Genomic DNA, 12,557 nt, shown 5'->3' on the forward strand with positions numbered 1-12,557 from the left:
TCCTTATTTCAACAAACCATATTTATGCATTTCATTTTCTAAAGTTTTTAAATTATTGTCATCCATAGAACATAGAGGTAATCTTAAATCTCCTACATTCAGGCCCATTAAATTAAGGGCAGTTTTTACTGGAATAGGGTTTGTTTCTATAAATAAAGAGTTAGTTAAATCTAAGGAATTAAGCTGAAAACTTAAAGCCTCATCTACCTTACCTTCTAGATATAGATGACACATATCATGTACATCTTTTGGAATTATATTAGCTAAAACTGATATTACACCTATGCCTCCTAATGACAATATAGGTATTATTTGATCGTCATTTCCAGAATAAATATCTATTTTATCTTTGCAAAGAGCCTTATATTTAGCTACTTGAGAAATATCACCACTAGCTTCTTTAATTGCAACCACATTTTTAAGTTTTGCAAGTTCTAATAATGTAGTAGGTGAGATATTCATACCAGTCCTGCTAGGAACGTTATAAAGTATTATAGGTGTATTCACCGCATTGGAAATAGCAGTGAAATGAGCTATAAGACCTTTGTTACTAGTTTTGTTGTAATAAGGTGTTATAACCAAAAGGCCATCTACACCTATTGATTCAGCCCATTTACTCATTTCTATGGAAGCTTTTGTATCGTTAGTACCTGTACCTGCAATAACAGGAATTCTCTTATTTATAGTATCTACTGTAAATTTTATAACTTCTTTTTTTTCTAAGGTAGACATAGTCGAAGCTTCACCAGTAGTGCCACAAATAATTATGGCATCTGTATTAGAATCTACATGCCATTCTAGTAATTCCTTTAATTTATCAAAATCTACGCCTTTTTCATTAAATGGTGTAACAATAGCTACTCCAGAGCCTTTGAATAACGCCATAAAGATCCCTCACTTTTTATATTTATTTATATAAAAGATATATCTTTTATACTTTCTTTATATTACATTATATAGTTAATAGTGATAAAAATATATACTTTCTTTTGATTTTAATGCTATTTGTACACTTTGACAGTTAATTTTAGTAGCATATAAAGTATAGGTTAAGGTAAATTCCGTTATGAATATATTTTTTGTATTGGGAAAAGCTAATATAGAAAATATATACTTAAAAGGGGAGATATCATATGGGAAAACCTGAATTGAAAAAGGTTATAAAATCAAAAATAAAATCTAACAAAGAACTTAGCACTGCAGAAAAGTTAAGAGAAAAATTAAAATATGAAATAGCAGAAGAGCTAGGTCTTAAAAATAAAGTTACATCATTAGGCTGGTCATCACTTACCTCAGAAGAAACTGGTAGAATAGGTGGTATAATGACTAAAAGAAAAAAAGAAATGAAAATACCCACTAATAAAGAAATACTGGAAAACCTAGAAAAAGATAAGATATTAGAAAGGTTGAAGAAATAAAAAGATAAAATATTAAAATGTAGTTGACTAAATAACAAATTATATATGATAATGATTAATATGATTTTATATAATACAGATGATAAGACTTACTTAAATAAATTGTTTGTAGTATTGATTAAATATAAAAAGATAGATGGGGAGGAGTTATAATAAAACCTAGATTATATAATAATTAGAATAAGTATTAATTTTTATATATTATATAAGTTTTAAATAACGCATGAATATGGAGAGTTACACAAAGATGTCCGAAGTTTATGATAAACTTATAAAGGAAGATGTAGACTATAACTTATTTTCGGATAAAATAATGGAAGTGGTAGAAAAATTAAATATAAACAAAGGGGATTATCTTGATGTGGGTTGCGGAACAGGCAATTTATCACTGATTATATCCCCTAAATTTAAATATACCTGGCTTGTTGACTACTCATCATCTATGTTATCGGAAACTTTTAACAAGTTTAAAGATAAAAACTTGAAGCCAACGATAATATGTCAAGATATGTGTGATCTAAACCTTAAGCATAAATTTGATCTTATTACCTGCACCTTAGATGCAGTGAACTATATTATAGAAGAGGGAGATCTTCAAAGGTTCTTTAATAACATATATAAGCATCTTAATGAAGGTGGAATATTTATTTTTGACATAAATTCGTATTATAAGTTAAGTAATGTTTTAGGAAACAATACATTTGTATATGATGAAGAAGATATATTTTATACATGGGAAAATAGTTTTGAAGAAGACATACTAGATATGTACCTTACATTTTTCTTAAAAAAGGATAATTTTTATGAAAGATTTGAGGAAACTCATTTTGAAAGGGCTTATAGCGATTCAAAAATAGAAGAGATGCTTCATAATGCTAATTTAATGGTAAAGGACAAGCTAGATTGTTATTCAACAAAAAAAATAGATGACTACACAGAAAGAATAGTATATGTAGTTAAAAAGAATATGGAGGAACAAAATGGAAGATAGATTGATTAGAGGTATAGCAAAAGATGGTATGATAAGAATAATAGCTGCAAGTACTACGAATCTTGTAGATGAGGCTACAAAAATACATAATTGTACGCCTACAGCAGCAGCAGCCCTTGGTAGACTTTTAACTGCAGGGACACTTATGGGAGTAATGTCAAAATCAAAGGAAGATAAATTAACTCTTCAAATGTCAGGAGGGGGACCTGCTGAAAGTTTAACAGTTACAGCTTATAGTGATGGAACTGTTAAAGGATATATAGGGAACCCTAATATTGATATTCCTCTTAACGATAAAGGAAAATTAGATGTAGGGTCAGCTATAGGTAAAAATGGTAATCTTACAGTAATAAGAGACCTAGGGCTTAAAGAACCCTATGTAGGACAAGTGCCTATATATACAGGTGAGGTAGGAGATGACCTAGCTTATTACTTTACAGTTTCAGAACAAACACCCTCTGCTGTGGCTTTAGGGGTATTAGTAGATACTGACTACAGTATAAAAGCTTCCGGTGGATTTATAATACAAATGATGCCAGGGGCGGATGAACTTGTAGCGGACCTTCTAACATATAGGTTAGAAGAAATAGATTCAATAACAGAAATGTTATCAAAAGGTATGAACATTGAAGAGATAATTAAATATATATTTGAAGACATGGATTTAAAAATTATTGATTCTCTTACACCAAAATTTAATTGTGATTGCTCTAGAGAAAGAGTGGAAAAAGCATTAATTAGTATTGGAAGGAAAGACTTAGAAGAAATATATGATGATGGAAAAACAGAAGAGCTTAAATGTCACTTTTGTAATAAAACATATTTATTCAAACATGAAGATATAGGAGAATTACTACAAAATATATAATCACAAAAGCAGTTATGTTTCATATATATAAGATATATTTATATCTTATATATATGTACAAAACAATAAACTTATAAAGTTATCATAATTTATACATAAATATAGAACGTGAATCTATAAATATATCCATAAATACAAAAATAGATCAGAAATAGAAAACTGTAAAATTATATATTGACAACCTTTAATAATAGTATTATAATAAAAATGGTTGAGGGCGCATAGCTCAGCTGGGAGAGCATCTGCCTTACAAGCAGAGGGTCACAGGTTCGAGCCCTGTTGTGCCCACCATTTTATTTTTATCCTATATCTACTATATTTATACATAAGTCTTTTAAGACTAAGTTTTATATAGTGACGATATTGGACTAGAATTCTAAGTTTTTGATAAAGTTTAAACTTTACTCTAATTAGGAATTCTAATTTATGGCCTAGTAGCTCAGTTGGTTAGAGTGCCGGCCTGTCACGCCGGAGGTCGAGGGTTCGAGTCCCTTCTGGGTCGCCATAAAGTGGCTGGATAGCTCAGTCGGTAGAGCAGAGGACTGAAAATCCTCGTGTCCCTGGTTCGATTCCTGGTCTAGCCACCAAAAAAAAATATGTTGCGGGAGTGGCTCAGTGGTAGAGCGTCACCTTCCCAAGGTGAACGTCGTGGGTTCGAATCCCATCTTCCGCTCCAATAAGGCGCTATAGCCAAGTGGTAAGGCAAAGGTCTGCAAAACCTTTATTCCCCGGTTCAAATCCGGGTGGCGCCTCCATAAAATCACTTATATTGTGATACAATGTAAAGTCCTTGATTTCAAGGGCTTTTTTTGTTGTATCACGAATATCGCATCTATTAATAAATTCTCTAAGGCTAATGATGGTAAATGATAGCGTAGTGCCTTTATAATAAAGGTGATAGGGTTTTATAATATATCAAAACAAAAAGATAAGAAAATATAAGTTTTTTAAAACTATTTTTAAAGGGATTACGAATACTAGTATGTACCGGTAATAAACAAATAAATATATATATACAGTAGATTTATAAAAGGAGGTAAAGATGCTAGACCATGAACTGAAGCTTATAAAAAACATTCAAAAAAAAGGCCACAGAGAATCTGCCAATATACTTATTAAAGGCTATTATAGTGAAATTTATGGCTATGTCTTTAAGCAAACCTCCTGTAGACAATTAGCGGCAGATATAACCCAAGAGATTTTTATTAGTATGATTAGGTCTATAGACAATTATAATGTGGAAAGATGTTCTTTTAGAACTTGGATATATAAGATAGCTAGTAATAAAATAATTGACTACTATAGGTCAAAAAACTATAAACAATGGACAAGCTCAACGACTATAGATTGCATAGAACTTAAGGCTAAAGGGGATATAGAGGATGATTTTATAAAACGAGAAAAAGTAAAAGATATTTTAGTTATAGTTAATAATTTTGAAGCTAATCTTCAGCAAATTTTTAGAATGAAGATTTTTGCTGATATGACCTTTAAAGATATAGGAAATGCTTTGGATTTAAATGAATCTACTGTAAAAACGAAGTATTATAGCATGCTAAAAAAGATTAGAATAATGTATATGGAGGAAACTCATAATGAGTGATTTAGAAATCAATATGGATGAAATTTTAGACAAAGGTTTAAAAGGAAAAGAGGGTTTCTTTTCCTATTTGAAAGCTATTAGAAAGGAATTAGGTTTTAAATATATATTTCATGATAAAAGTGAGTTAATATTTATTATTATACTTTTAGTGTTAGCCTTTAGCTTCTTTGGTTTACAATTTAATACGAGTAACAGCGGTGAAATATATTTTGATTATAGGCTCAAAGTTTACACCTTTTCTACTTCTCCTATCTTTTACTTTTTTATTTGTTCCTATAGTTTTATAAGTAGTAGAGTTCATGGAATTTACGAACTTCAGGCTACTTGTAAATATAACTTTTATAATATCACAGCTATAAGAATGTTTATTTTTAGCATAGTAGCTATGGTTATAAACACCTTGATTGTAGTTATGATGTTTTTGGTAAAAAGAAATTTCAATGTGATGGAGATTATAATAGTGTCCATATCAGCCTTGTTTATATTTTCTACATTATATATATTAGTTTTAATAAATTTTAAAGGTAGGTCATATAAGTACTTAATAATGTCATTATGGTTATGTTTACCTATGCTAATGGTACTTGATGTTACTAATAAACCTATAAAATTATTAGATGAAATACCCTTATATATTCATCTAATAATCACTTTTATAACGGCATTAATATATATAAAGAATTTAAGAAAGCTTATAAAGGTTAAGAGAGGAGAAATTTAAAAATGCTTACAATCAATAATTTAACTAAAAGTTTTGATGATTATATTGTTTTAGAGGATATAAATCTAGAATTTAAAAATGGGGTTTATGGATTACTTGCTCCTAATGGAGCTGGAAAAACTACTTTAATAAAGCTTCTTACTACACTTATATTCCAAACTAAGGGTGAAATTCTTTATGAAGGCACTGATATTATAGCTTTAGATGAAGAGTATAGAGGTATTTTAGGTTATCTGCCACAAAAATTTGGCTATTATAAAAACTATTCACCAAAGCAATTTCTACTTTATTTAGCAGCACTAAAGGGAGTAGATAAGAAAGAAGCTATATTTAACATAGAAAATTTGTTAAAGTTAGTAGCCTTAGAGGATGTAGCTAATAAAAAGATGAAGAAGTTCTCGGGTGGTATGATACAAAGAGTAGGTATAGCGCAATCTTTATTAAATAATCCTAAAATCATAATCTTAGATGAACCTACAGCAGGTCTAGATCCAAAGGAAAGAGTAAGATTTAGAAATATATTAACAGACTTAAGTAGGGATAGAATAGTGATTATATCCACTCATATAGTTAGTGACATAGAATTTATTGCGAACGAAGTTGTTATGCTTAAAGATAAGAAGATATTATATAAGGATACTGTAGAGAACATTTGTAGAACTCTTGAAGGTAAGGTATATGAAACGGAAATAGATTTTTCAGAAGTTAGAAGGTTTAGAGAATGCCATATTTCATTATCGGAAAAACAGGAAAATGGCAGGATGAAGCTTAGATTTATAGAAGAGTCAGATAGAAATGAAGATTGGAAGTCTGTTAGTCCTAACCTAGAAGACGTATTTTTGTATCAATACAATGATGGCATATAGATGTTAGACTGCAGTGAAATCTTTAAACACGAAATAAAAAAGATCTTCAAATCTCCAATAGTAATAGTGGTTTTTTTAGTTTTTTTAGCATTTGATTTATTTACAGTTTTTAATGGATATAAACTTAGAAATAATCTAGGTGTTTTAAATAATATTGTAGATGAAGTAGGATATAAAATTGATGATGAAATGATGGCTAAATTTAAAGTGTATTATAAGCAAAACCTAGATGAAGCTATGACAATAATAAATAAAAAGGAAGGAAAAAACTATAATTCTATTTCAGATTATTTAAATGAGGATAAAGCTGCTTTTTATAAAGGGAAATATAATAAAGATGAAGAGCAAATAATAAAAGCTACTGCTGAAATAGAAGATTATTATATGGCAATACCAAACCTTATTGAAAGTTATAATAATATTGATATCACTAAGATCGCTGGAAAATCTATTGAATTTCTTAATTTATCCGGTGAAGCCGAAGAGATGTCTAAACAAGGGTTTGAAAAGTTTAATAATAGATTTACACAAATCAAAGAAAATGAAGAGCAAATGTACCTATTTTTTAATGGTAAGAACTATGATATGCACGGATTTTTGTATAAGGACATACTTAGAAACATTATTATTCAGATTATGATATTGATACCACTGATAGCCACCTTTTTTATGAATTATGAATTTGAGAATGATACTAGCTTAGTAGCCTATAGCTCAAAGCGAGGAAGAAATTTAATTTGCGATAAATTAAAAGCTATTACAGTAGCTGTTTTGATTTTAGGCACGGTGCTTTTAACTATTGTTTTGATAACATTTTTCTTTGTATATGATTATAGTAGGGTTTGGAATACATCTATAAGCAGTTTTTTTTACTCGGGAGGCAAGAACCTTTATATGAGTTGGTTTAACTTAACAGTTAAACAGTATTTAATGTTGATGATATTATTAACCTACAGTTGTTTTTTGCTTTTTACTAGTATAGCTTTTGTAATTGGAAGATTTATAAAAAATAGCTTTATAGGATTCGTTAGTTTTTTTATTATAAGTGGTATTGGATTTATGCTACCGTCTTTTATAAGTGGTAGTAGTAGATTTAGGATTTATTCTGCATTTACACCTTTTACCTTGATTTTCAATCTAGAACTTAGGTTTATGGAAAGCGGGGGATTAACTATTTTTAAACATTATGAACTAATAACTATAATCAATTGGAGCATTATAATGATAATAGTTATGTGGTATTCAATAAAAAGCTTTAAAAAGCAATGTATAAGTTAGGGGGAACCATGAGAATTATTTTTAATGAAGTTAAAAAGATTTTAAATATAAAAAGTATATTTGTTCTATGTATCATAAGTTTTGTTATGTATTACATGTTTATAAGTTCTGAAATAAATCTATTTCCTAGTCGTGGAGACGAAGAGATTTATACAATAGCTAAAGAGATGATAAAGCAAAAAGGTAATCATTTAGAGGATGAGGACTTAGGATATCTTAAAAATTTAGAACTGAATTTTAAAAAAGAAGCTGATAATTATCTTAAGGAAAATGAATATGCTAAGGATTTGGGGGCTGATAGTTATGACAAATTCCAAAAATTTAATTCAAATCTAAAAGGGGAAGTTAAAAAGCTGGATGAGTTATCTAATAACATATCTTTTAAAGAGATAGAAGAGTCACTTTCAAAGATCCGATCTATGGAATATCTTATTGATAACTTTGAAAATAAAAACAATAATTCATATATTGAAAGCGGAGCACAAAAAGATAGATTAACAGAAATAAATAAAACTAAAGTAAATAATGACATTCTACCTTGGTTTATATTTGAAAATTATAACAGTTTTATAATTAATAGTACTTTACTTGTAATAGTATCTATAATATTTATTTTCGGACCTATATTTACTAAAGATGAAGTGGTGAATATGGAGGTGCTTCAGTATACTACGAGAAGAGGAAGAAGATTATATAAGGATAAAATGGCTGCAGTATTAATATCTGCGTTTATAATAGTTACTTTAGAATTAAGCATACTATTTACTTTGTTTTTAACAAGAAAAAATACTGTAGAGCTTTTTTATAATTCAAACATAAATTCCTGTTTTAAATATGGGGCTAATTGGTTTGATTTAACACTAATTCAATATATTATTTTATCAATTATTATTGTATATATCTTAGCTTTTGCCTTAGCCCTTATAATTTCTTACGTATCAAGAAAATCGCATAGATATATAACTTTCACAGGAATATCACTTTTACTAGTAATAATTTCAAGTAAAATAATAACTAGTAATACCATAATGCTTGGAATTGGTTCCATAGATATACCTAAATTTTTAGTATTTAGATTTATATCAGCTATGGTTTTAATAGGAGTAGTTTCTTTAGAAGTAAGATATAAAAAAGAAAAACTGTTAGATATATTTTAGCCTAGTTGTAAAATGAAATTGAATAAATAAAAAGATAAAATGAATTTTAAACATAAAATGAAAACATATTATGTAAGATATGGACTGATATAGGATGCAATTTCAACTAATTTTTAAATAATTGAAAAAATAATTAAAAATAGCTTGATTTATGTAGCAAACTAGCCTATGATTAATTAATAGCTTAAATTTAATAGTAAGTAGTAAAATACGAATACAAAGAGTTTAAGAAAAATAAAATTTCGGAGGTACACAATATATGAACGGAACAGTTAAATGGTTTAACACAGAAAAAGGATTTGGATTTATCACAGGAGACGACGGAGTAGATGTTTTTGCACACTTTTCTCAAATAAATGTAGAAGGTTACAAAGCTCTTGAAGAAGGACAAAAAGTTTCTTACGATGTAGTTGAAGGACCTAAAGGACCACAAGCAGAAAACATTACTATTATCTAGTTAATAAATGTTTTAGACCTTAGATAGTTATCTATCTAAGGTCTTTTAATTTTTAAAGGAACAATTCTTTTCATGCCTACCCTTTCGTATTTTTAAATCTGATTTTATCTTGTCTTGCAGCGATACAGGCCCCCGTAATTATGATGTCACAAAATCGTCAAACAGAAAAAGATAGATTAACAGCTTCCAATGACTATCTTGTTAATTTAAAATCAGAGATAATAGTAGAAGACTTACATAATAAAATTGATCTTCTTATCTGCCAGCAAGAGCAGTATAAAAAGGATCAAGAAATGTTATTAAAGATAATAGAGGAACTAAAAGATAAAACTTATTAAGTCTTCCATAAATCTAAAAAAGATATCTATATTTATAGATATCTTTTTTATTTAATTATAGTCATAGTTATATTTAAATGAAAGTAGACTAAAAAGTCAAATGAAGTTATAGCTATTTACTTTCTAGTATAAATAAGCTACCTCTATCGGTTAAACCGCTTTCTTTTAAATAAAATGGAGTTATATTATGCTTTTTTAAAAAGCTTTTAACTTTATCACCATAAATATACTTATCTAAGCTTCCAAAGAAGGCCAGTGTGTTTTTGTCTATAAGACCACAAGCGCCACCTATAAAGCCATAATTCAATGGGTGAAGCTCTATGTCTCCAGGTGGCAATAATAATACGTCTGCACCTAAGGATTCTAAGGATTCTTTTATTTTAATATCATTAGTTAAAAAAGCTTCTTTGGAAATTATAGCAGTAGAACACTTAGTATAACCTTGAGATACATTTAAAAGCTTTTTATCATCTATATAATTCAATAAGTTTTTATCTGTATAAGTTAGATTGTGCAAAAAGAATCTTTCTGTATTTAGGGCATTTAATATTATGTTTTCAGGGTAATTAAATCCAATGTCTTTAGATGAAAAATGTACATTGTATCCTAATTTAGAAAGCTCTTTTATAAAGTTTTCATTAATTTTAGGATGGACCATTATATCAGATTTAGATAATATATTAATTTGTATATCAGGATGACCACATATGGACTCATAAACCCCACTGTAATAAGGACATTTTAAAACTTTTATATTTAAACCTTCCAAACTTTTAATCTCCTCTTTGGAAATCCTAAAATCTACTATAGCAACCTTCATTTTGGACCTACTTTCTATTATGTATTTTAAAATTGTTATTTTGGATACAATGTAATGTGTTTAAAGATATATTTATGTAGTTTATAGATATGTCGATATTTGTTATAAAATTTTTGTATATACATTAGTTTAAAACACATACTATGTTTAAGAAGGGAGTGATATCATGGTTCTACTTACTATAATTTATGAAAGTGGTTTAGATATTGCACCAAATATACAAGATGTAGTTGAAATCTTTAAAAATAAAGACATTAATCTTGGTATTTGTGAAAGTCAAAATAACAATACTCACTTCATTAAAATAATGTGTGATGATAAAATATACAGTGAATCGCTAGTGGAAAAGGTTAATTATTATATAAGCGATTGTATATATGATATAATAATAAGGCTTATATGTGAAGAAGATATTTATAATTTTATTCTAGATAATTATTTCTTTTTAAATGAAGAAGAAATAAAGGATATAGAAAAACAAATAATTGATATATTAAAATATAATAACTCCCTAAAGGAAGAAACAAGTATTTACTATGAAAACAGAAAAAATCATATATTACTAAAAATTAAATCCTGCCTAGAAGAAAATAGGCAGATTAATATAGATGGATATATTACATTTAGGGTTAAGGACTTAATGGTAGATATAGAGGATATATCCAATAAGGTTGTAGAGAATTATATGATAGAAAGAGAATATAATGAATTTATAAGGCTTCTTAAATACTTTGTAGATATTCAAGAAAGTAAGATAGATAAGGTTAATATAATAATATCAAAAGAGGGCACTTATGATGTAAAAGATGATAAAGGTAATAGTATATTAAACACCTTTGTAGCTGATGTATTAGAAAATGAATTTAATGACCCCTCAATTAATACTGAAGATATTATAATAAGCGGGCTAATAACAAATGTGCCAAATTCTATAATAATTCATGGAATTTCTTACTGCTTAAATAAAGAATTTATTGAAACTATAAATAAAGTATTTACCTATAGGGTGGAAATATGTGATGGATGCAATGAATGTAAGGGAAAACCACTTATATTTTCCACATAATATTTAAAAATATAAATTTTAATGTCTAACATTATATTTTTATTGACATCATAAAAATATAATGTTAGAATAACGTAGTAAAGAAGAAACAGCCGTTTCTCACCTTACAGCATTGCTAGTAAGGTAATTAAGCTTAACTTTAATATATAAAGTTGATTTGTTAATTGAGACGGCATTTATGCCGTCTTTTTTAGATCTTATATATTTTGAATTACATGGAGGTGAAAAGTATTAATAAAAACTTAATTATGAATGAAAAAATCAGAGAAAAAGAAATAAGGGTAAATGATGATAATGGCCCATTAGGTATTATGTCATCTAAAGAAGCATTAGAAATAGCTGAAGAAAGAGAACTTGATTTAGTTATGATATCTCCTAATGCAAACCCACCTGTTTGTAAAATTATGGACTATGGCAAGTATCTTTATGAACAAACCAGAAAAGAAAAAGAAGCTAGGAAAAAGCAAAAGATTGTTAATGTTAAAGAGATAAGATTTAGCCCTACTATAGAAGAACATGATATTTCTATAAAGGCTAAAAGAGCTAGAGGTTTCTTAATGGATGGGGATAAGGTAAAAGTAACCGTAAGATTTAGAGGCAGAGAAGCTGATTATGCTCATGTAGGAAATAAGATATTAAAAAGTTTTTTGGAAAAAATGGAAGATATATGCGTAGTGGAGAAGCCTGCCAAACTAGAAGGAAGAAACATGGCTATGGTTTTGGCACCTAAAAAAGCGTAATTCTGGAGGGAGGATCTTATAATGCCAAAAATGAAAACTCATAGAGGAGCAGCAAAAAGATTTAAGTTAACAGGAAGTGGAAGACTAAAGAGAGCTAAGGCTTTCAAAAGCCACATATTAACTAAAAAATCACCTAAGAGAAAAAGAAACTTAAGAAAAACAGGATATGTATCAAATACTCAAGAGAAAACAATGAAAAAATTATTACCATATTTATAATATACATCACACGAT

Annotated in this window: 14 protein-coding genes, 5 tRNA genes, 1 pseudogene and 1 other annotated feature; of the genes and pseudogenes, 18 read left to right on the forward strand and 2 right to left on the reverse strand. The window is 28.2% G+C overall.

Annotated features, from left to right (window positions below; all coding sequences use genetic code 11):
• Positions 1 to 3 precede the first annotated feature (3 nt).
• Positions 4 to 885, reverse strand: coding sequence for a 4-hydroxy-tetrahydrodipicolinate synthase (dapA, locus tag BV55_RS0111745; protein ID WP_029453011.1), 882 nt, complete (start codon positions 883 to 885; stop codon positions 4 to 6).
• 248 nt (positions 886 to 1,133) lie between these two features.
• Here dapA and BV55_RS0111750 point away from each other — a divergent pair, with 248 nt between their 5' ends.
• The 15 genes and pseudogenes from BV55_RS0111750 to BV55_RS15405 all read left to right on the forward strand — a co-directional run.
• A complete protein-coding gene (locus BV55_RS0111750; RefSeq protein WP_029453012.1) occupies positions 1,134 to 1,418 on the forward strand; it encodes an alpha/beta-type small acid-soluble spore protein in 285 nt (94 codons plus the stop codon).
• 247 nt (positions 1,419 to 1,665) lie between these two features.
• Positions 1,666 to 2,409, forward strand: coding sequence for a class I SAM-dependent DNA methyltransferase (locus BV55_RS0111755; protein WP_226104258.1), 744 nt, complete (start codon positions 1,666 to 1,668; stop codon positions 2,407 to 2,409).
• Positions 2,399 to 3,277: an Hsp33 family molecular chaperone HslO gene (gene hslO, locus BV55_RS0111760; RefSeq protein ID WP_029453014.1), complete on the forward strand. Its 879-nt coding sequence runs from the start codon at positions 2,399 to 2,401 to the stop codon at positions 3,275 to 3,277. Before BV55_RS0111755 ends, hslO begins: the two co-directional genes overlap by 11 nt.
• Before the next feature lie 215 nt (positions 3,278 to 3,492).
• A tRNA-Val gene (locus tag BV55_RS0111765) sits at positions 3,493 to 3,568 on the forward strand.
• Between the two features lie 137 nt (positions 3,569 to 3,705).
• A tRNA-Asp gene (locus BV55_RS0111770) sits at positions 3,706 to 3,782 on the forward strand.
• Positions 3,783 to 3,788: 6 nt separating this feature from the next.
• Positions 3,789 to 3,864 (forward strand) — tRNA-Phe (locus BV55_RS0111775).
• A 14-nt stretch (positions 3,865 to 3,878) separates the two neighbouring features.
• Positions 3,879 to 3,953: transfer RNA gene (locus BV55_RS0111780), tRNA-Gly, on the forward strand.
• Positions 3,954 to 3,957: 4 nt separating this feature from the next.
• Positions 3,958 to 4,032 (forward strand) — tRNA-Cys (locus BV55_RS0111785).
• Positions 4,033 to 4,319: 287 nt separating this feature from the next.
• Positions 4,320 to 4,880, forward strand: a complete 561-nt coding sequence (locus BV55_RS0111790; protein ID WP_029453015.1) for an RNA polymerase sigma factor — start codon at positions 4,320 to 4,322, stop codon at positions 4,878 to 4,880.
• Positions 4,873 to 5,601: a hypothetical protein gene (locus tag BV55_RS0111795; RefSeq protein ID WP_029453016.1), complete on the forward strand. Its 729-nt coding sequence runs from the start codon at positions 4,873 to 4,875 to the stop codon at positions 5,599 to 5,601. The genes BV55_RS0111790 and BV55_RS0111795 overlap by 8 nt, the downstream gene beginning before the upstream one ends.
• Positions 5,602 to 5,603: 2 nt before the next feature.
• Entirely contained in the window at positions 5,604 to 6,467 is an 864-nt protein-coding gene (locus BV55_RS0111800; RefSeq protein ID WP_029453017.1) for an ATP-binding cassette domain-containing protein, read from the forward strand.
• Complete coding sequence (locus tag BV55_RS0111805) at positions 6,468 to 7,745, forward strand: hypothetical protein (protein WP_029453018.1); 1,278 nt, start codon at positions 6,468 to 6,470, stop codon at positions 7,743 to 7,745.
• A gap of 8 nt (positions 7,746 to 7,753) precedes the next feature.
• Entirely contained in the window at positions 7,754 to 8,902 is a 1,149-nt protein-coding gene (locus tag BV55_RS0111810; RefSeq protein ID WP_029453019.1) for a hypothetical protein, read from the forward strand.
• 259 nt (positions 8,903 to 9,161) lie between these two features.
• Positions 9,162 to 9,359 (forward strand): cold-shock protein, encoded by a 198-nt coding sequence (locus BV55_RS0111815; protein WP_029453020.1) that lies wholly within the window; start codon positions 9,162 to 9,164, stop codon positions 9,357 to 9,359.
• A gap of 59 nt (positions 9,360 to 9,418) precedes the next feature.
• Positions 9,419 to 9,697, forward strand: a pseudogene (locus tag BV55_RS15405) (DUF1003 domain-containing protein); the annotation flags it as partial.
• Positions 9,698 to 9,809: 112 nt separating this feature from the next.
• On the opposite strand, the gene BV55_RS0111825 reads toward BV55_RS15405, so the two are convergent.
• The gene (locus tag BV55_RS0111825) at positions 9,810 to 10,517 is read right to left on the reverse strand and encodes a DUF6873 family GME fold protein (protein WP_029453022.1); all 708 of its coding nucleotides are present in this window, start codon (positions 10,515 to 10,517) and stop codon (positions 9,810 to 9,812) included.
• Positions 10,518 to 10,683: 166 nt separating this feature from the next.
• On the opposite strand from BV55_RS0111825, the gene ytxC reads away from it, so the two are divergent.
• From ytxC to rpmI, 3 genes are all read left to right on the forward strand, one after another.
• Positions 10,684 to 11,583, forward strand: a complete 900-nt coding sequence (gene ytxC / locus BV55_RS0111830; protein WP_029453023.1) for a putative sporulation protein YtxC — start codon at positions 10,684 to 10,686, stop codon at positions 11,581 to 11,583.
• Between the two features lie 74 nt (positions 11,584 to 11,657).
• Positions 11,658 to 11,782 (forward strand) — a sequence feature (ribosomal protein L20 leader region).
• Between the two features lie 49 nt (positions 11,783 to 11,831).
• Positions 11,832 to 12,323 (forward strand): translation initiation factor IF-3, encoded by a 492-nt coding sequence (infC, locus tag BV55_RS0111835; protein WP_242850878.1) that lies wholly within the window; start codon positions 11,832 to 11,834, stop codon positions 12,321 to 12,323.
• A gap of 21 nt (positions 12,324 to 12,344) precedes the next feature.
• Complete coding sequence (rpmI, locus tag BV55_RS0111840; protein ID WP_029453025.1) at positions 12,345 to 12,542, forward strand: 50S ribosomal protein L35; 198 nt, start codon at positions 12,345 to 12,347, stop codon at positions 12,540 to 12,542.
• The last annotated feature ends 15 nt before the right edge of the window (positions 12,543 to 12,557 follow it).

The sequence above is a fragment of the Clostridium algidicarnis genome (assembly GCF_000703125.1).
Classification (GTDB): domain Bacteria; phylum Bacillota; class Clostridia; order Clostridiales; family Clostridiaceae; genus Clostridium_L; species Clostridium_L algidicarnis.

Excerpts from the sequence above, each read along its gene's own strand:
- BV55_RS0111810 (WP_029453019.1), top strand. The coding sequence starts at position 7,754 with ATGAGAATTATTTTTAATGAAGTTAAAAAGATTTTAAATATAAAAAGT.
- BV55_RS0111825 (WP_029453022.1), bottom strand. The coding sequence starts at position 10,517 with ATGAAGGTTGCTATAGTAGATTTTAGGATTTCCAAAGAGGAGATTAAA.
- dapA (WP_029453011.1), bottom strand. The coding sequence starts at position 885 with ATGGCGTTATTCAAAGGCTCTGGAGTAGCTATTGTTACACCATTTAAT.
- BV55_RS0111805 (WP_029453018.1), top strand. The coding sequence starts at position 6,468 with ATGTTAGACTGCAGTGAAATCTTTAAACACGAAATAAAAAAGATCTTC.
- BV55_RS0111750 (WP_029453012.1), top strand. The coding sequence starts at position 1,134 with ATGGGAAAACCTGAATTGAAAAAGGTTATAAAATCAAAAATAAAATCT.
- BV55_RS0111790 (WP_029453015.1), top strand. The coding sequence starts at position 4,320 with ATGCTAGACCATGAACTGAAGCTTATAAAAAACATTCAAAAAAAAGGC.
- rpmI (WP_029453025.1), top strand. The coding sequence starts at position 12,345 with ATGCCAAAAATGAAAACTCATAGAGGAGCAGCAAAAAGATTTAAGTTA.
- BV55_RS0111800 (WP_029453017.1), top strand. The coding sequence starts at position 5,604 with ATGCTTACAATCAATAATTTAACTAAAAGTTTTGATGATTATATTGTT.
- ytxC (WP_029453023.1), top strand. The coding sequence starts at position 10,684 with ATGGTTCTACTTACTATAATTTATGAAAGTGGTTTAGATATTGCACCA.
- infC (WP_242850878.1), top strand. The coding sequence starts at position 11,832 with ATGAATGAAAAAATCAGAGAAAAAGAAATAAGGGTAAATGATGATAAT.
- BV55_RS0111755 (WP_226104258.1), top strand. The coding sequence starts at position 1,666 with ATGTCCGAAGTTTATGATAAACTTATAAAGGAAGATGTAGACTATAAC.
- BV55_RS0111795 (WP_029453016.1), top strand. The coding sequence starts at position 4,873 with ATGAGTGATTTAGAAATCAATATGGATGAAATTTTAGACAAAGGTTTA.
- hslO (WP_029453014.1), top strand. The coding sequence starts at position 2,399 with ATGGAAGATAGATTGATTAGAGGTATAGCAAAAGATGGTATGATAAGA.
- BV55_RS0111815 (WP_029453020.1), top strand. The coding sequence starts at position 9,162 with ATGAACGGAACAGTTAAATGGTTTAACACAGAAAAAGGATTTGGATTT.